Source organism: Desulfuromonas thiophila, assembly GCF_900101955.1.
Lineage (GTDB): Bacteria > Desulfobacterota > Desulfuromonadia > Desulfuromonadales > Desulfuromonadaceae > Pseudodesulfuromonas > Pseudodesulfuromonas thiophila.
The window spans coordinates 84356-105035 of record NZ_FNAQ01000007.1; the positions used below are offsets into that span (position 1 = coordinate 84356).

At 57.8% G+C, this 20680-nt stretch carries 7 protein-coding genes; all 7 read left to right on the forward strand.

The genetic code is table 11. The features are described from left to right. A partial coding sequence (locus BLR80_RS12945) for a PD-(D/E)XK nuclease domain-containing protein (protein WP_092078222.1) occupies window positions 1–1053 on the forward strand: 1053 nt, incomplete at its 5' end. A gap of 234 nt (window positions 1054–1287) precedes the next feature. After that, on the forward strand, window positions 1288–2631 hold the full coding sequence (locus BLR80_RS07730; RefSeq protein ID WP_092078225.1) for a hypothetical protein: 1344 nt from the start codon (window positions 1288–1290) through the stop codon (window positions 2629–2631). 668 nt (window positions 2632–3299) lie between these two features. Next, entirely contained in the window at window positions 3300–14459 is an 11160-nt protein-coding gene (locus tag BLR80_RS07735; RefSeq protein WP_092078228.1) for a DUF4214 domain-containing protein, read from the forward strand. A 619-nt stretch (window positions 14460–15078) separates the two neighbouring features. Continuing rightward, on the forward strand, window positions 15079–16335 hold the full coding sequence (locus tag BLR80_RS07740) for a glycosyltransferase family 9 protein (protein ID WP_092078231.1): 1257 nt from the start codon (window positions 15079–15081) through the stop codon (window positions 16333–16335). Beyond that, window positions 16322–16729, forward strand: coding sequence for a DUF6165 family protein (locus BLR80_RS07745; protein WP_092078234.1), 408 nt, complete (start codon window positions 16322–16324; stop codon window positions 16727–16729). Before BLR80_RS07740 ends, BLR80_RS07745 begins: the two co-directional genes overlap by 14 nt. Window positions 16730–17102: 373 nt before the next feature. Beyond that, window positions 17103–19823: a Calx-beta domain-containing protein gene (locus BLR80_RS07750; RefSeq protein WP_092078237.1), complete on the forward strand. Its 2721-nt coding sequence runs from the start codon at window positions 17103–17105 to the stop codon at window positions 19821–19823. Window positions 19824–20069: 246 nt separating this feature from the next. After that, window positions 20070–20680, forward strand: a 611-nt coding sequence (locus BLR80_RS07755) for an AAA family ATPase (RefSeq protein WP_171906369.1), incomplete at its 3' end; no start/stop codon positions are given.

The window sequence follows — 20680 nt, forward strand, 5'->3', positions numbered from 1 at the left end:
GCCAGCCAGGGCCGCGAGGTGCTGCGCGATCTGTACACCACCATCAAGGACAGCGACGAACACGTCAAATTCGCCTTTCTCACCGGCGTCAGCAAATTCAGCAAGGTGTCGGTATTCAGCGGCCTCAACAACCTCAAAGACATCAGCCTCAACCCGACCTACGCCACCCTGTGCGGCTACACCCAGCACGACCTCGAAACCACCTTCGCCGCCCACCTGCAAGGCGCCGACATGGCCCAGGTGCGCCAGTGGTACAACGGCTACAACTTCCTCGGCGAACGGGTTTACAACCCCTTCGACATCCTGCTGTTCAGCAAAAACGACCAGCGCTTCAAAAACTACTGGTTCGCCACCGGCACGCCCACCTTTTTGATCAAGCTGATCCGCCAGAACAACTTCTACCTGCCCCAGCTAGACCGGCTGGAGGTCAGCGAAGGACTGATCGACAGCTTCGATATCGACAACCTTCAGCTGGTTCCCCTGCTGTTCCAGACCGGCTATCTCAGCATCAAGAGCGTGCAGCCCTCCTTGCGCGGCGGGCAACTGTTCCGGCTGGGCTTCCCCAACCGGGAGGTGCTGCTATCCTTCACCGATGTGCTGATCCACTTTCTCACCGAGCACCAGAGCGAACGCATCCGCTTTCAGGAACAGCTGTACGCCCTCTTGCAGGCGGGTGACATGGCGCAACTACGCGACTGCCTCAAGGCCCTGTTCGCCGCCATTCCCTACAACAACTACGTCAACAACACCATCAGCAGCTATGAAGGCTACTACGCCAGCGTCATCTACGCCTATCTGGCCAGCCTGGGGCTCGACCTCACCGCCGAGGATGTCACCAGCAAAGGCCGCATCGACCTGAGCCTGCGGCTCGACAACGCCATCTATCTCATCGAATTCAAGGTCGATGGTGGCGGCAAGGCCCTGGAGCAGATCAGGCAGCGCAACTATCAGCAGAAATATCAGGGCCAGGGTAAGCCCATTTACCTGATCGGCATCGACTTCGACAGCGCTGAACGCAACCTGACCGCGTTCGACTGGGAGCAGTGGGGCTGAGTGACGCTCCCACAAGGGAAGCTATCAGCCAAGGAGTAGGCTGTGGGAGCGGTTTTTAACCGCGATAGGTTTAGCTTTGATCTTGCATTTGTCGGAGCGCTTTGCAACCGCGCTATGCCTTGCGCCACCCATCCCCGCTGCAAGCCGCTCCCGCAGGGCGAAGCCAACCCGCCAAGGAGTAAGTTGCAGGAGCAGTTTTCAACCGCGATTATCTCACCATTAAAGGTTGCTCCGATGTTCCGAAACCATCAGCCAGCTGATCTCATTGCACAACTGGCGACTCGTGCGCAAACGGATGTGGGCGCGCCGCTGGCCTGGCTGGAGTCGCATCTTAACGACAAGGCACTGCTGTCGGCTCTGGAGCAGGCCCGCCCGGACGATGCCTTTGTTCTGGCGCTGCGCGGCTATCGCTGCCTGGTCGCAGGCAACCTTCCGGCTGCCGCTGCTGATCTGGCGAGTCTGCAACGGCAGTCGGATGGGCTGAAACTGCTGCCCTTGTTGCAGGGGCTGTTTCAGGCGGCCGTGCAGAAGCCTCAGAAGGCGCTGTCCTGTTTGGTGCAGGCGGTCAACCAGCATCCTCGCAGTCTGTTTGTCTGGCAGAAGTTGCTCCAGACCAGTCTTGTCACCGGCCATATCGAACAGGGGTTGCACTGGTACGCCAGCGCCATCGGCAGGACGTGTTGGACAGACACCGCCCGCTTCAGTCTGATGGAATATGGCAGTGCCCTCTGTGATCAGGCTTTTGCCTTTGATCGCGCTGTTGCCATCCGCCGCGAAGCCCTGGCGTTGCGGTTGCAGATGCCGCTGCTGCCGGCGCTGGCAGCGCCGGCCTTCGTGGCCGCTCAGGCTGGCCAGGCATTGGCGGATATTGTCAATCAGCTGGAAGGGCAGGGGTTGCGGCCTTTCCCCACGGCAGGTACGTTGCTCGGCTGGCAGCGTGATGGGCAGATATTGCCCCATGACAAGGACATCGATCTGGCGTTGCTGCCGCCCGATGATCTGACAGCGGCGCGCCTGTTGCTGGCCTCTCAGCCGCGCTATCAGCCGGTGCCGCTGGCGCTGAAAAGTCTTACCTACCTGTGCCTGTACGATCAGCAGTGCCGCTGCACCATCGATCTGTTGCAGTTCTGGTCCGGCGACGCCGGAAAACTGTGCTATGGCTGGCTATTGCCCGGCAAGCATCGGCCCCACAGCCGGATTCAGTACTTCGATCCTTTCACCCTGGTGCGCGATAACTGGCAGGGCAGGGACTACTGGCGTCCCGACGATCCCGATCATTACCTGACACAACTCTACGGCGACTGGCGCACCCCCGATGCGGCCTTTGACAGTTGCGCCGGAATCGCCAATCTCAGCCGTCTAACCGCTGTCACGCAGGCGTTGGCGTACAACCGGCTGATTGCCTGCTATTGTCGCGGGCAGGGGGAGAAGGCCCGCGCCATCTGTGCCGCCCTGCAGCGTCATGGCGACACCCATCCGGTGCTGGCTCGGCTTCTGGCTGCTTCGCCTATCGCGGCTGCTTCGCCTATCGCGGCTGCAAGCCGCTCCCACAAGGGGAGGCAATTGGCTGAGGAGTAGGCTGTAGGAGCGGTTTGTAACCGCGATATTTCTTGCACCAGAAATCGCGGCTGCAGGCTGCTCCCACAAGGGAAGCAATCGGCCGAGGAGCAGGCTGTGGGAGCGCTTTGCAACCGCGATCATCCCTGCTCCGCCCATTGCGGCTGCAGGCTGCTTCCACTTGGCGGAGATGCTCTTGCAGGAGAATCTGTTAATTGTGTTTGACCTTGGCCGCTGTCTTACGCTACTGTGCGCGTCGGTTGAAAAGGCACAGCCTGGTGGTGTTTTTGCCGTACCTTGACAGAGGCGAAAGGCCGTTCGTTTTCGGGCCGAAGATTAAAAAATGAAAGAATAAAAGGATTGATTTTATTCGATGCCGTGCTATACATAGGTCTATTTGAAACCTAGGCACCAACCGCCGCCTGTGGTCCGTCCGACAGGGGGCGTTTCCGTATTTTTAGCGGGGCTGGGCCTTCAGGCTGTGCTTGACATTGTTCGGGCTCACCGCGCAGGTGACGGCTCAAGCCGGCCCCGCAGGGTTTATGCAAGATCACTGTTAGTAACCATTTTGAGCTTTACGGTTGTTTGTCGGGTGTTGAACACTAAGGAGCAACCACTGACGCAGGGTTCGGATTGGCAGATAGAATCCGGGCAAATCACTCTTTCACCTTAATGTGGAGGTAAGAAACATGGCTTTAACGCAGACCCAAGTGTCACAGCTGTACGTCGCGCTTTTCGGCCGGGCGTCCGAAGGAGAGGGTAACCTCTTCTGGCAACAGGGCAGCTCGCTGGTGGACACCGCCAACCAGATGTTGGCAACCACCGCCGCAGCCGACTACTTCGGCGCGGCGCTGAACGACAACCAGGCGTTCATCGAGTTCATCTACGAGAACACCCTGGGCAAAACCGTTCAGCAAGATCCCGATGGCATTGCTTTCTGGGTCAATGCCCTAAACGGCGGTGCGGACCGTGGTGAAGTGGTTGTTGCCCTGATCGATGCCGTCTATCAGTATGCCGATGCCACCGATCCCGTTGACAAGGACGCTTACGACCAGTTTGTCAATCGCGTCGATGTGTCGAACTATGTGGCGGAAAAAATCCAGAATTTCGACGACAACTACAGCGTGTTTACCGGAATCAATAACTCCGTTACCGCTAACGGCGTGGATGCCGCCAAGGCTCAGGTCGATGCCATCATCGCGCCGAATCATACCTTCACCCTCACCGAAAGCGTGGTTGAAGGCGAAGAAGCCGTTGCTCCCGTTACCGAAGTCTACTGGGGCTACAACCCGGAGTCTTGCGAGGACTGCGCCGGTATCCCCGTCTCTGACCTGGTCAGCTTCCTCACCACCATCACCGGCATGGATCTGGTTGAACTGGGCCTGATCGACGCCGCGGATTGCTGCCCTCCGGAAGAAGCGGTCGAGCGCATCCAGAACATCACCATCAACGACATCTCCGGTGATAGCTCCACCATTGAAATTGCGCTGGTTGACGGAACCACCCTTCATGCCGAGGCTTCTCTCGGCGCTGATTACCTGACCTTCCTGAGCGATTTGCTCTACACCTATGATGAAGATGGCAACATTACCGGTACCCGCCTGTTCGAAAAGGTTGTTGTTTCCGGCAGCGAGGCTACCGATGACAGCACCCAGGCCATTATCCTGACCCCGACGGTCAATAATGGCGGCACCTGGGAGGCCGGCTACACCACCAACGACGATGACACCATCGTTGCTGGTCGCCTTGAACTGCTTCACGGCGCTTATATTGATGCCGGCGCCGGCTACAACGTGCTGGAAATCGATGCTAAGGGTGTCTATGCCCAGCCGGTGGAACTGCTCAATATCCAGGAAGTGCGCATTGAGAACCTGCCGAATGTTTATACCACCGAGCAGCGTCTGTATACCTGGTACAACGAGGACGGCGAGTGTGAAAGTGGCTACTGCCTGCCGTATGGTGTGATGGAGGTCAGTGGCAGCCCATCGCTGGTAACCGTTTCCAGCTATCCTGAAGTAACCGGTGATGGCCAACCGAACTCCATCATCGACCTGTCTCGTGCCACCAGCATCGAAAAGCTGGTCATCAGCGAAGGTGAGTTCGATGGCCTCCTCAGTTCCAGTGCGCTCGGCACCCTTACCATCGCGGGCATCCGCAATGGCGCCGAAACCACCCTTGACGGCGGCTTCAGCAAGGATGTCACCCTGCACTTCAGCGATCTGCAGGGCGATGGCGTCGACCTGGTGTTCAACAATGTGAACTTCATTTCTTCAGCCCAGTTGAGCGTGGCCCACAACGCCGAAACCCTCAATATCGAGTCCATCGGCGGTGGCAGCACGATTGAAAATTCTTATCTTGGTGGGGAAATCAGCACCCTCAATATTACTGGCGATGCCCACCTGTACATCGTGAACGATCTGGATGCCTCCTTCCGTGACGCCACTCCGGTTACCATCGATGCCAGCGCCAATACCGCCGGTGTCAACCTGACCCTGAGTGGCTCACAGAATGTAACCTTCCTCGGCTCCCAGGGCGATGACCGCTTCAGCGTGGCAACCTCGGATGAGGATGGTGCGCCGGTAAACGATGAATCCGTCACCATCATCGGCGGCGAAGGCAACAACTACTACGAAGTGACCGGCGCCGAAACCGTCACCATCACCAACGGCGATGGTAACAACAACTACGAAATCAACGACACCGATTCCCTGCGTGCTGTCAACCAACTCAGCATCACCACCGGCGATGGCGACAACCACTTCGAAATCGACGGCGTGGCCAATGCGACTCTGATCGCCGGCGATGGCGACAACCGTTTCGATGTCCTCACCGACTCCTCCTACGACTACCTTGGTGTCAATGGGCCGGATTTCGCGCCCGAGCTGATTATCGAAGCTGGCAACGGCGCCAACGTCATCAACGTCGGCAACCAGGACAGCTATTCCCTGCCGGCCGAAGTGACCATCACCGTGGGCGATGGCGGCAATACGCTGTTTGTCGCCGCTGAAGCCATCAACGTCACCGCCGGCGCTGGCAACGACAAACTCATTCTGGTGGGCAACCACGATGACGTGGCAGCCCATAGCGCTCTGCTCAACATCAATCTGGGTGCGGGCCAGAACAGCCTGCAGCTTGGCGTGGAAGCTGCCGATGGTGATGCCACCGCCGGTGTTACCGCTCTCGAAGGTTCCAGCATCAGCGGTGAGAACATCACCCTCTATGTCGAGCAGTCTTCCGACCTGCATGCCGCGCAGCTCTCCGGTATCGAGAAGGTGGTATTGAACGACGACATCAGTGGCGCCGCGCTGGTTCTCACCGACACCCAGATCGCTGCCCTGGGTGGCGATGCTTTCAGTGTCGAAGGCACCGCCTTTGGCACGGACGCTCAGGTCAAGGTGATTGTCACCGGTGAAGGTGGCGACAGCATCACCTTTGATGGTCAGAGCTACAAGAGCGTCGATTTTGCCGACCTCAACCTGGATGACCTGCCTGCCAATGTCAATCTGGTGCTTGAAGTTCAGGAAGGTGTGCAGCTCAACATTACCGCCGAAGACCTTCACACCAAGGTAATCGTCGAGGGTGTCACCCAGGCAGATGGCCAGGGCGATGAAGCCCCCGGCCGCGTGGTCATCACCCAGGCCGCCGCTGACTTTAATGCCTTCTCAGCCGAGGGCGGTTCCCTCTCCGATGACTTTGACAGCACCGATTATGGCATTGTGCGCACCCCCAGTGGTTACAGCCGCCCCACGGAAACGGTTAAATACGATTTCATGGAGTGGAATACCGCTACGGACGGCACCGATGTCTATGCCTTCCATGTGCAATATGGCAACGGTCTGCGCTTTGTCGGTGACGAAGGTATTACCTTCTACCCGGTAGCCGGTGGCCTGGACCAGTACATGCGTCCCATTGATGGCGCCAGCGCCATCACCTTCTCTGCAGATCCGTTCTACCTTGATTTCTCCACCCTGGGTGGCGAAGCGGAAAATCTCACCATCGGTGAATTCCAGAATGTTGCCGGCGTTTTCGGCAACAGCAATCTCGGCTTCGACGCGGTGGTCAATATCGAACTCACCGGCACCAGCGGTACGCAAGACGCTCCTCTGCCGCCTACCGCAGGTTCTGCGGAGCAGGGTATCCTTTCCAGCGGTGTCACCAAGTATGTGGTCACCAACATTGAAGATGACCTTGCCCTCGGTAACACGGAAAAAGCCTTCATCTATCTGTGCGATAGCGTTAAAGACCTCGAAACCATTGCGCTGCGCGGCAACTATGAGGCCGCTCTGGTGGTTGAGAATGCCGCCTGGGGTCTGGGCTTTGAACTGCAGGGTGGTTCGACCCTCAAGGCCGATGGCCCCACCGGTACCGCCAATGTTGGTCAGCTGGTTGCCACCTACAAGTGGCCGGGTGCCGTCGCCAATGTTGAACTGACACATTCCGTTGCTGGCGATACCCGCCCGATACTGGCTTATGGCATCACCATCAACAACGCCAAGACCATCAGCCTCGACGCTGAAGGCCCGGCTGCCACCATCAAGGCCCTGGCCGGTGATGATGTCACCACTCTCGATGTCAATGCCGCTGGCAATGTCGCCATTCAGGGTGAATTGCCTGCACTGCTCACCAGCATCGACGCCGCCGACGTGGTCGGTAGCTTCACCGCCACCATCGACAACCCGGCCGAAGGTCTTGTCTTTGTCGGCGCTGAAGGCAGCACCAACCTCACCATCGACGATGCCGCCGAAGGCGCCATCACCAGTATCAGCGGTGCCGGTGAAATTGCCCTGACCATCGGCAACGAAGTCGGGACGGACAGCGTTGATCTGAGCGATACCCTGCTGAGCAACGTCACCAGCGTTACCCTGACCGATGGCGTTACCTTTACCCTCACCATGGATCAGGCCGATCTGATCGGTGCCGGCCACTTCGCTCTGGCTGAAGACGATGCGGCAACGCTGGTTCTGGAGGGTCTTAACGATCAGGAATTCGCCCTGGCCAACTTTGATGTCGAAGGTGCCCTGGCGATTACCCTGACCCTGGCTGACGAGGATCTGGTCAAACTGCACGCCGATACCGATCTCACCGGCATTGCCTCTCTGGCAATCCCTGCCGGGACCACCCTCGAACTTACTGCGGCTCAGTTCCAGCAGCTTACTGACCATGGCAGCCTCACCGGCGCTGGCAACGTCCACATCACAGACATGACCCAGGCCGATGTTGGCGTTAATGGCGCAGCTCTAGATCTGGATGGCATTGCTGTAACCGGTACGGTCACCATCAGCTTGGCTGAAGATGTCGATCTCTCTGCTGCTGATCTTGGCTCGCCGGTTGTCGATACCTTCAATGTCGGCGCATTTACCCTCACCCTGGGCGATGTAACGGATGCTGATGGTGTTGCGGTGGTTGGTGAAGCCGGTTCGGTACTCAAGTTTACCGATACTGACTTCGGCGCGTTTGACGAAATTGACGCTTCCGGCTTCAGCATCGAGCAACTGATGGTGCTCAATGCCCTGGTAGCGGAACGTAACATCGACCTGATTTTTGCTGGCCTGCCCGGTAGCGTGGAAAAGGTGGTCTACAATGGCAACGGCTGGGCCGGCACCATCGACCAGACGGTTACCGTGCTGGAATCAACTACTGTTGATGGCTTCCTGGTGATCAACACCCCGGCAGCCGATGTCGAAATCGCCAACCTGACCCTCAACCTTGAAGGTGGTGCCGAAATCAATGGCAACCTGCGTCTGACCACCACGGCCAAGTTTGACGATATTAACGAGGATCGGGTGCAGGATTCTGGTGAAGTTGATCTGATGCGCGGCTTCCTCCAGACGCTGACCATCAACTCCACCGGCACCGCAGAAAATCCGCTCACCGGTGAAACCGCCAACATCATTGCCGGTAATATCGATCCGACCGTGGTTCAGGGTGGCGGCAGTGGCAGCGCCTATACCGCTACCGCAAACAACCTGCTGACGGTGAACATCAATGCCACGCAGGCCCTGGTTGTCGAAGGCCAGATCATCTTCAACTCCGTCACTGGCGACGATACCTTCTTTGCCAACGATAACGATGCTGCAGAAGCAACGCTGAATGTCGATGGCACTGCAGCCGTGGTGCTCGGCGCGCTCAATACCACGGATGAAGATGTGGATTCGCTGGTGGTCAATCACACCGGTACCGGTGCGCTGACCTTCACCCTCGACCCGGATCTGCTGGCTGATGATGAGATCACCATCAACGGCAGTGCCGATGGCCAGACTACAATCGTTGTGGCCGATGGTTCAGGGACCAGTGGAACCATGCTGGATCTGTCCGACGACACCTTGGTGAATGTCGATGCGGTTGTGCTGGAAGAGTGGGCCGATCTGGTTCTTACTCAGGCCCAGTTCAATCAACTGGGTGCCGACGCCTTCAGCCTTGCTGAAGCTGAAATCGAGGCAGAACTGCAGTTGGTCGCGTTCGACGCTGTTGACTTTGACGCCACTGCCCTAGCTGATGGCATTACCGTTGAAACCATCACCCTGGTAGCAGGCGACGTTGATTTGACCAGCGCCAACATCAATCTGACCGGTGTGGGCCAGATTATCGTTCAAGAAGGTGGCAGCGTTACGCTGAGTGCAGCGCAGTTCCTGCAGCTGGCTGGCACAGGCGCCATTGTCGGTGTCGATGCCGAAGGTGATGCATCAACGGATTTCACGGTCAACATCACCGGCCTGACCCAGGCCCAGGTGGATGGCAATGACGGTATTGATCTGGCCGCAGTTGCTGCTGATGCAATTGCCATCGCGACTGCGGAAAGCATTAATCTGCCGGCAGAAAATGACGTTGACAGTGTTGACTCCGGTACGGTTCTTGGTGCCGATCCGTCAGCTGTCGAATTCATCCTTGCCGATGGCCAGACCCTGGGCTTGGGCGATATTCTCCAGCTCAGTGACCGCGTAGTTGCGCAGGATACCACTCCTGACGATGGTATCTGGGAGGTTGTGGCTGATGGCATCGGCTTGACCGTTACCGGTGGTGCTGGCACTGCGGTTGAACTGCAGTTTGTGAATGGCTTCGGGCCGTACGACACCTTCGATGCGGGCAATCTGCATGTTGAAACCCTGCGCCTGATCAACGACCTGGTTGATCATCGCGATGTGGAATTGCTGCAGGATATCGCCAGCAGTGTCACCGTGGTCATCTATGCCACCCCGGATGATCTGCCGGGTTATGTACGCTCCATCGATCGTCTGGTGGTCGTCGAGGCCGGTACCACTGTCGATGGCTTCCTGGTCTTCAATGATTATCAGGATGACAGTGAGGTGCGTACCCTGGGGATCACCCTGCAAGGCGATGCCACCATTGACGGCAACCTGCGTCTGTCCACCGTCGCCAAGGATGCCGATCTTCAGGCGCGTTACTTCGATACCCTGACCATCACCTCCACCGGGGCTGAGGAAAACACCATCGATGGCGACATCACGCCGCTGGCCATCAATCCGGATACATTGGAGAACAACCTGCTTAATGTGATTATCAATGCCGAGCAGGAGCTTGACGTCACCGGTGATATCATTTTCAACTCCCGCACCGCCAATGCGGAGGCTAACCTGACCATCAGTGCCACCAGCACGGCGGATGTTAGCATCCACGCGCTGGATACCACGGATACGGATGTCGCCGTTCTCAACATCGCCAACAATGGCACGGGCTTGCTGGAGGTGACTGATGCGACGGTGCCGGCTCTGGATGTTGACAATACCGAAGAGGTGAACTTCTCCGGCCAGGGCGATATCGCGTTGGGCACCGGTGACGCACAGCATGGTGTCGCTGGCGACGAACTTTCCATCCTCGATGCTTCCGCGCTGAGCGGTGATCTGGCGCTGGCTAAGGTGACGGATGTCGACGATGCCGACTTCCGCTTTACGTCCGGTACCGGCATCACCACCATGACCTTCACTGATGCCAACCTGGACAGCAATGGTGACGATGGTACAGCGAACAATGATGACGATACCGCCGGTTGGGTGTTCGACTTCACTGACGCTGCAGCGGGTAGTGCCCTGCATCTGGATGCAGCTCTCACCGCAGTTCCGGCAGGCTCCAATCTGACCATCAACATGGGTCCGAACGCGGTGCTCTACATCGATGAGACGATGGATCTTTCCGATCTGGATCTGACCATCCTGGGCGATCAGCCCATTGTGCTCGCCGATGGCGTGACCCTCACCCTGACCGCCGCCCAGGCTTCCGGCCTGAACATCGTGGCGGGTGTGGATGTCGATAATGACGGCTATACCGGCCAAGTGGTGATTGTTGACCTGGGCGATTACGCCGATCTGAATGGCAATGGTAACAACGACGATACCGCCGAGCTGTTCGATTACGATTTCAGCGGTATTCTGGTGTCGGCCAGCGCCACCCTGGCGGATGACGATGTGACCATCTCTGCCGGCTCTAACCTCGGCAGCGTCGCCATCAACCTGACGGATCTGTATGATGTCGGTGGTTCACCCAATGATGATCTGGTGGGTCAGACCATTCGCTTCTCCACCGAGCAGCAGGCTGCCCGTACCATCAATGTCAGTACCCCTGACGGTAACAACTCCACCAACGTTGTCTGGCTGTTCTCCTCGGTTTCCGCCCCGGTCAACACCGACGGCTACGATGCGGATATTGCCCGCCTGTGGCTGACGGAGGCACTGGCCAATGGTGCCAACATCGAGCAGCTGTTCACCAGCCTGCCCAGCACCATCATTCGGGTGGACTTCGCTGATCTGGTTCAGCTGGAAGATGCTCTGGATTCATCGCTGGGTCGCAGCCGGGTGGTCGAACTGGCGGCCTTCACCAGCCTGCCCGATGGCCTGGCCTTCAGCGATCACGATCGTCTGGAGCATGTCGAAAACCTGACCATCAGCATGGGTGGCCAGGTGACGGTGGGTGATATCGAGATTGACAACATCATTGATCTGACGGTTGAGCCGACCAGTATTGTGTTCAATACTCTGACCATCAATTCCGTTCTGGCCGATGATACCGGCGACCTGCTGGCGGCCAATGGGCTGGATGCCGAGGATACGATTGATGGAGCCGTTCCCTTCGATGAAGAAGTCCATGTCAAGCCCGAGGGACCGAACCAGATTGGCGATATCTCCGTGGGGAGCGCCGAGGGTCTGGAACTGCTGAATGTTGTGTTGAACACGGGTGATGACCTGGCGACCAACAATACCGAAGCCAATTCGGATGGTACTGCCAATGTCCTCACCGGCAACGACCTCGAAATCGGTACGATCTACTTCAGTGCGGCTGACGCTGGCACCATTGTTGACCTGACAGCAACCGGTGACAACGCGGTTACCCTTGAATCGGTCAACACCGCCGATACGGATATCCTGGGTATCAACCTCGACCTTACCGACCATTCAGGTCTGTTCGAGGTAACTGGCGGCAGCCCGGCGCTCAATCTGGCCGCTACCGAAGGACTGGTCATCGGTACTGAAGTCGGGGAAGAGGGAACGGATGCTGATCCTTCGGAAGACGATGTTCTGTTTGGCACTGGCTACGATGATGTTAACGAAGTCAACTATGCCGGCGTTTACGGTGAGGAACTCAGCGTTATCACCGTGACGGGCGATGGCCATGTTGATCTGGGCGTGCTGATCGTCGACAGTACCGACGATGAGGCACAGGATCTCAATGGCGACGGTGATACTACCGATACCTTCAATATCAATGGCGATGGTACGGCCGAACTGACCGAAGCCGGCAATGTTGCCTTCACCCTCAATGGCAACGGCATGTTGACCACCACGGTGGCCACCCTGGGCGCGGCCAATGTCAACGGTACGGTGGTCTATTCCACCCTGGCCGCTGGCAGCACCTGGGTCTTTAACGGTGCCGAAATCACCCTGACGGAAGACGCCGTTCTGGGTGCCGGTTCTACCTTGGTGTTCAACCAGGTTATCCTGACCATTCAGGGCGAAGTCGACCTGACCAATGTTAATCTGGATCTGACGGATACGGACATCCTTGTTCCGGCCGGCCAGACCCTGATTTTGACACCGGCCCAGGCCGTGGCGCTGGATGTCGGTATCACGGGTGAAGGCACCATCAAGCTGGTTGGCAATGCCGATGATGCTGATGGCGAGGTGCTGGGCGCGCATCTCAATACGGTCAATGTTGATCTGTCCGGCGTTGTTCTGACGGCGGCTGATGGTTCGGCTGCGACCGCTGGTGACGAGGTCCTCAATATCACCCTGTTGGTTGCCATTGATGATGAAGGAACGGTTGTTGGTCAGAATGTCATCGGTTCCGACTTCGATGACGTTATCGTCACCGGCTCCGGCGATGATACCCTCACCGGCGGGGCCGGCGATGATGTTCTTCAAGGTCTGGGTGGCGACAATACCTACATCGTTGATGAAGGGACTGACACCATCCTGGGTCTGGAAGGTGACGACCCGGCTGATAGTGAAGAAAGCTGGTTCACGCAGGACGTGTTGCAGGTGGCTGCCGGCGCTACGGCGCAGGCCACCATTGATGATGAGTTCTTCGCCACGGCGGCTAGCACCAACGATGGTACCGCCCTGCTCACCGGCGATTCGGGCGACAACACCATCGATGTCTCCCTGGCCGGTGGCGATAGCGGCTTCGTCCTCAATGGCGGCACCGATGGCGCCAACATCCTGGTCGGCAGCGCCAACGACGATGTCCTCAATGGCGGTAACGAAACGGTGGTTGATGGCGTCACGTCGGATATCGACGTGCTGACCGGCAATGAGGGCGATGATCGCTTCGTCTTCAACGTGACGGTGGATTCGGCGGCAACCCTGACCGTTGAAACCACCACCCAGGCCGTTGACCGTGAGGTGATCAACATCGTTGCTGCGGCTGGTACAGACACAGCCGATGATGGTTCAACAAGTGCTTTGGTTGTCAACTACACGATTGGTGGTTCCAACGCCAATGCCTTTGTTGATCTGACGGGTATTGATGTAACCAGTCAGATAGCGGTGCGCAATGCGGTGCTGCAGGCGCTGGAAGACAAGACTGGCATCTCGGCGGCTGTTGGCGCCGACGATGGCCAGATTATCGTCTCTGGCGATAATGGTCAGAGCTTGACAATCAATAGCTTGGACTGGACTGGCGATACTGAGGACGGAACAGGTATTGATGCATCCACTATTACGGATGGTTCCGACACGGCCCAGATCACCACGCTGACCGTGACCGGCACGCCGAATGACGGTGACCTGTACGATATTCTGGTACAGGGTGCCGGTGGCGCAGGTGCGGAATACACCTCGGATGCCGACGACACGGCCGACGATGTTGCTGCAGGCTTACAGAACGACTTTGAGGTTAATGATGCCGATGGTGGAGCTGATATTGCTGCGACGGTTGACGGCAATGTTGTGACCTTCACCGATAGCAATGGTGATGACGGTGGCTTCACCCTGACCACCAACACCACGGCGGCCTTTGGTGGTTCCGGTGCCTCCGATGACAATGCCGCGCTGACCACGGCGGATATCATCACCGATTTCACCAGTGGTCATGACAGCATCCAGTTCGACGGCCTGGCGGCTGGAACCAGCACCAACGTTGTCAAGCTGGCTGGGGTGGCAGACTTCGCTACTGCGCTGGCCGCGGCGGACCTCAGCTTTGATGGTACGGTGCAGTACTTCCTCACCTCCTATACGTCGGCAGATACTGAGACAGGCGTTCTTGGCGATCTGACCAACACCGGCGATACCATCGGCCTGCTGTTCTTCGATGCCAACCTGGATGAAGAGGTGGATGGTGTTGTGGTGCTGCTGGGTGTTGATTCCACCAGCTTCGCCTACGCCGACATCGTCGCCGCCTGATATCAACCCCTGACCCGCTGAGCCGGAACCTGCCGGCTCAGCGGCCGGAACACTAACAGCCCGCTGGAAGCCCTGCTTCCGGCGGGCTGTTTTTTTACCCGCTCATTGCGGTTTGCCTTTTGCAGGAGCGGCATACCTTTGTGGCAGCGGCTTGCAGCCGCGATAGGTTTTGTTGTTGTGGGAGCACCTTGCAGCCGCGATCATCCTTGCACCGCCCATCGTGAAAGGTTGTGGGAGCGGTTTGTAACCGCGATATTCCTTGCACTGTCCATCGCGGCTGCAAGCCGCTCCCACAGGGCCAAGCAATCAGCCAAGGCGCAAGCTGTAGGAGCGGTTTGTAACCGCGATATTTCTTGCACTGTCCATCGCGGCTGCAAGCCGCTCCCACAGGGCCAAGCAATCAGCTAAGGCGCAAGCTGTAGGAGCGGTTTGTAACCGCGATATTCCTTGCACTGTCCATCGCGACCGGGGCAGAGCCTCCCCCCCGACTAGGGGGGATTGAGGGGGCTGGTTTTAAGCGTTTTGAAACTGCGATATTCCTTGCACCTGCTTCCCTGTCCCCTTATTCTTAAAAACATTTTTTATCTGACAGCACATCAGGGGAGAACCGGAAAATCTCATGCTGAAGACCTTTGCGTTAACCAAATCCTTCGTTGCCCGCCTGGGCGGGGTGCCCTATAGCTTTGTCGCGCCGTCCGATCTGCAGCGGGTTTCGGTCTACGAACTTTATGTCGATACGCCACAGGGCCAGCAGCGCATTGCCCGCAGTGCCAAAGGGCTGGGGGCCGAATGTCATCTGATTGATCCAGCGAAAAATACCGCCTGGAATCTGCCTGTGTGCCTCAATGGCCAGCGCGAACATTCAACCCTGCTGCCGCGTGATGAAGCGTTGCTGGCCCGTCTGCGGCAGCGTTGCCGACCGGGTCAGCCGCTGCGACTGGCTTTGCTCAACGCCTTTGGTACCGGCTTGGGTGATAATCTGGTGGGTATGCAGGCCTTTCGCCTGATTCTGCCGCTGCTGCAGGCGGTGCACCCGCTGCTTGAAATTGATGTGATTCGCTCCTGGTCCGGCGCCAAGCCCGAGTATGTATTGCAGGGCGAGCCCTGGATCGGGCGCTTTCGCACCACGCCCTTGCGATTGGACGAATGGCTGAACTACGATGCCTGTTACGATTTTTCCGGCCTGGTATCACTGCCCGGCTTCAAGGAGGTGCCCTGGCCCGATTTCCATCTGCTCAATCTGGGGGTCGCGCCGGAGAGGATTGCGCCTGAACTGAAACGGGCCGCTTATGCGGTGCGCTATTCGCCCGACTTTGCCCGTGGCGCTGAGTTTGTCGCGGCTGAGCCCGCCGCTAAACAACGGCGAGTGCTCCTTCATGCCACGGCTTCCACCCCTTTGCGTACCATCGCGCCAGCCGCCCTGGCTGCTTTGCTGACATTTCTGGCGCAACAGCCGGTGCAACTGATAACCGACGATGCCGCTGTCATGACAGCAGCAGCGGCGGCATCCTGCCCTTGCCGCCTGCTGCGCGATAAAAGCCTCGATGAACTGTGCGGCGCGCTGTCGGCGGTTGATCTGGTGATCACCTGCAATTCCTTTTTGTTGCATGCGGCCAACCTGACAGCCCGGCCGGTAATCGCCTTCTTCATTGGTCTGGGGCGTTATGAACAGCAGATGCTGCCCTGGCAGGACAACATCCTGGCCATTGAGGTTGACCCTGAACAGCGTTATGCCGACCGTTTCAAGATGTCGGCGGCCGAATTGCAGAAAAACGAGGAAAAGGAGTATTTCGCTGCCTGCTGGCAGGCGGCCGTTGCGCTGGCGGAACAGAAAATCACCCGCTGGCTGGGGGAGAAACAAAATGAATCCGAGTGATTGGCCGCGCTGTCCGCTGGTTCCTGTTGCCTGGGGCGAGCTGTTCGATAAACTCAGCATTCTGGCCATCAAGGCCGAGCGCATAGCCGATAGCACCAAACGCAGGAACATTCTGGCCGAGTACCAGGCCCTGCAGCAGATAGCCGGCGATCTGGCACGCTTTCCCGCGCCGCTGATGGCCTGCTATGACCGGCTCAAGACGGTAAATGCCCAGCTGTGGGATATCGAAGATGGTAAACGCAGCTGTGAGGCGCGGCAATGCTTCGACGCGCGTTTTATCGAACTGGCCCGCAGCGTTTACCGACTTAACGATGAGCGGGCCGCCATCAAACGTGAAATCAACTGTCTGCTCGACAGCGCCTTGTTCGAGGAAAAAAGCCATCCCGTCTATTGAGTTGCCACCAGCCCAGCGCAACCTGCTGGAGGAGCGGTGTGGCAGCGGCTTGCAACCGCGATCATCCTTGCACCGGTCATCGCGAAAGGTTGTGGGAGCGGTTTTCAGCCGCGATATTCCTTGCATCTGCTATCGCGGCTGCAAGCCGCTGCCACCGGGGTAGGGCCATCGGCACCGCAAGTTTTTTGCAGCAGCGCATTGCGACCGCGATTCTCCCTTGCGGGTTTTTGTGCTTTGTTCTGTTGCCTGGCTGGCGGGTTCTGTGTAAAATCTGTAATCGTTGGTTTTTGCCTGCCGTAAATTCACATCATGGGGTAGCCCACAGGGGCTGGCGCCGGATTGCTTTTATCTGAAGCACAGGGGAGAGTTGTTCATGTCGTTGACCACATCGCAGATTTCGCAGCTGTACGTTGCTCTGTTCAACCGGGCCTCCGAAGGGGAAGGCAATGCGTTCTGGCAGGCGGTTTCTGCCGACCGGGCCGAGATTGCCGATGCCATGTTGGCCACGGAGGCGGCGAAAGCCTATTTCGGCGGCAGCCTCGACAGCAATCAGGCGTTTATCGAGCACATCTATCAGAACACGCTGAACAAAACCCTGGCCGATGATCCAACGGGCATCGCTTTCTGGGTGGCCGCGCTCGATGGCGGCCAGTCGCGCGGCGCGGTGGTGGCCAGCCTGATCGATGCTGTTTATCAGTATGCCCAGTCCAGTGATCCCCTGGCACGGGCGGCTTACGCCCAGTTTACCAACCGGGTGGCGCTGTCGGATTATACCGCTCTGGCCATTGAACAGGCGCCGGCCGATTATGCCCGGTCGCTGGCGTTCGATCAGGGTTTGCCGGTCACGGCCGCAGCAGACAGTCTGACCGATGCGGTTGCCGCGCTGCAGCAGGTTGCCGGCTTTGAGCTGCCGCTGGCCTATACCGTTGGCGATGCGGTGCTGAACGAAGCCAACGGCAGTGTCACCCTGACCGTTACCCGCACGGGCCGGCTGGATGTTGCTTCCACCCTGGAATACAGCACCCGCAGCTATACCGCTGGCCCGACGGATTTTGTCTCCCAGAGCGGCACGCTGCAGTTTGCTCCGGGTCAATCGGTTAAAAATATCAGTATTGGCGTGGTCAATGACACGATTCCTGAAATGGACGAGGTTTTCCGGGTGCGGTTTTCTTCCCCGTCGGATGATTTTGTCGCCGATTTCACCGCGGAAGTGACCATTCTGGACAATGATGGCATTGGTCTGCCCGGCGGCGGAATTGACACCGGCGATGGCTTGGTGATCAATGTGTCCGATCCCGAGCCGGTACTCGAAGGCGATGCCGCTGCGGGTTCGGCGGTGGTGGTGGTGGATGTGATGGCGCAGACATCGACCATCAGTGTGAATCAGGGCGAGCTTGCCTATGTGGATGGCAGCCTTGAGGTTGCGGTTGTCGCCGGTTCGGCTGACAATGTCAGTCTTGACACCCTGACGATTGATGCGGTCGACGGCACGCTGACCTATAACCCCGATGATTTTGCCTTTCTGGCCGAAGGCGAGCAGGCGGTGTTCGATGTCGCTTTTGTGATCGCTGGAGATTCGCAGCAAGTCGAGGGGAGCTTTCAGATTGTCATTACGGGTGAAAACGATGCGCCAGTGGTGAATGAAACACTAAGAGGTGTTGCCGATGAAATGGTTAGCATAGACCAGATAGGCAACGGTACTTTTTCCACAGAGCCTGATTTTTCGGGTTGGACGGTTGACACGACGACCCTTGATTTGCCCGATACCTGGAACAGCACCGCTGTCATTGATCGCACGGGCACTAATGTGATCACGGAGGACGAAGCCGTTGCTGTGCTGCAGTTTGATGGCTATCTTGCTGGTGGAAATTACTGTGGCACGGCCTATGGGCCGACCATTACCAGCGATGCGTTCACGGGTCAGACGGGTGACATTGTCAGGTTTGTTTATGAGCTGTCGTCCGGTGGCGATAAGGCTGTCGGCACAGGGTATATCCGCGATGCTGTTTCCGGTGACATCGTCCAGACCGTGTTCAACTATCAGAATCCGTTCACTGGTTCGACCGGGGTGCAAACGGTAGAACTGCAACTGGAGCAGGCAGGGGAGTTTGTCCTTGATTTTCGTATTGGCTCCCAGGATGGTACTTGCGGCGGCTATGTCGGCGCGACCATGAATCTGGGGTCTGCCGGGATTGTGCGCAGTTATGTCCGTGTCGATTCTGCTGCCCAGTTTGACAAACAACAGTTTTTATCAGCCGTGTCGGATGTGGATAACGGCGCGAGTGTCGATGTGACGTTGCTTTCGGCCGTAAGCGAGCTTGGTGCGGCACTCACCTTGGATGAGACAGGGAATATTCTGTATGATCCGGTATCTCCCCTGGTTTTTTTGGCTGAGGGTGCTACGGCTCAGGATCAATTTGGCATTCGCTTTACTGACGAGTGGGGGACCGCCACCGATACTGTGGTGGTCGTCGATTTGCTGGGCGTGAACGATGCGCCTGAGGCTGTGGCCGATGTGATCTATACCAACAACGTTGGCAGTTTCAATCTGGCGGCTTCACTCCTGACCGTCAATGACAGCGATCCCGATCAGGGTGACAGCCTGGAAGTGACGGCGGTGCAGAATGTGACCGGTGGCACGGCAGTGCTGGATACCGATACCGGCCTGATTGCGATTGATGGGGCGGAAACCTTCGAATACAGCGTAACGGATACGTTTGGTGGAACAGATAGCGCGCCGGTGGCCGTGGTATATCAAGCAGGCAGTTCCGTGACTGGATCGGAACAGGATGATATCCTGCTGGGCAGCGCCGGCAATGATACCCTGACCGGTGGCGCGGGCGACGATCTGTTTGGATTCTTTGTGGGTTGCGGTCAGGATACCATTACCGACTTTGTTGCCGGTGCGGCAACGGATGATGCTATCGATCTGTCGGCCTTTGCGGCGTTGACTTCCCTGGTGGAGGTTCTGGCGCTGGCAAGTCAGGAGGGAGACGATACCCTGATCGATCTGGGCAGTGGTGATGCCATAAGACTGCAGGGTGTTGTGCTGGAAAATCTGCAGGCTGACGATTTTGTTTTCGCCGCGGCCTAGAAAGGCTGTTTTCCTGCAGACTGTTTTTAGATTCGCCTGATTTTACCCCTGTTGCCGTTTGTTCGGCACAGGGGTTTTTTCTGAGTTTGCGGCAGTAATGTGTTCTTCTCTGTCGTAGTGCTGTAAATGCAGTTTCAGGAGCGGTTTTCAGCCGCGATATTCCTTGCACCGCCCATCGCGGCTGCAGGCTGCCGGCATCTCTGCTATCATGGCGGCGCGCTTCAAGAGCACAAAGGAGAACCCGCCATGACCGCCCTGAAAAAACTGCCCATCGGCATCCAGACCTTCGAAAAAATCCGCGCCGACCATGCCTACCTCTACGTCGACAAGACCGCTCTGATCCACCAACTGGTAACCGAAGGTGAGTACTACTTTCTCGCCCGGCCGCGCCGCTTCGGCAAAAGCCTGCTGGTATCCACCCTGCAGGCGCTGTTCGAAGGCCGCAAGGAACTGTTCAGCGGCCTGGCCATCGAACCCGTGTGGGACTGGAATACCCGCTATCCCGTCATCAAGATCAGCTTCGGTGGCGTGGCGCGTGACCTGCTGGAGATGAAATCGCTGGTGGCGGCTATCCTCCGTTCCAATCAGCAACGCCTCGGCATTGAATGCCATGAGACCCCCAGCGGCGGCGTCTGGCTCAAGGAACTCATCGAACAGACGCGCCAGAAATACGGCCAGAAGGTCGTCATCCTGGTCGACGAATACGACAAGCTCATCGTCGACAACCTCGACCAGCCCGATGTGGCCAGCCAGGGCCGCGAGGTGCTGCGCGATCTGTACACCACCATCAAGGACAGCGACGAACACGTCAAATTCGCCTTTCTCACCGGCGTCAGCAAATTCAGCAAGGTGTCGGT

Excerpts from the sequence above, each read along its gene's own strand:
- BLR80_RS07745 (WP_092078234.1), top strand. The coding sequence starts at position 16,322 with ATGAATCCGAGTGATTGGCCGCGCTGTCCGCTGGTTCCTGTTGCCTGG.
- BLR80_RS07740 (WP_092078231.1), top strand. The coding sequence starts at position 15,079 with ATGCTGAAGACCTTTGCGTTAACCAAATCCTTCGTTGCCCGCCTGGGC.
- BLR80_RS07735 (WP_092078228.1), top strand. The coding sequence starts at position 3,300 with ATGGCTTTAACGCAGACCCAAGTGTCACAGCTGTACGTCGCGCTTTTC.
- BLR80_RS07730 (WP_092078225.1), top strand. The coding sequence starts at position 1,288 with ATGTTCCGAAACCATCAGCCAGCTGATCTCATTGCACAACTGGCGACT.
- BLR80_RS07750 (WP_092078237.1), top strand. The coding sequence starts at position 17,103 with ATGTCGTTGACCACATCGCAGATTTCGCAGCTGTACGTTGCTCTGTTC.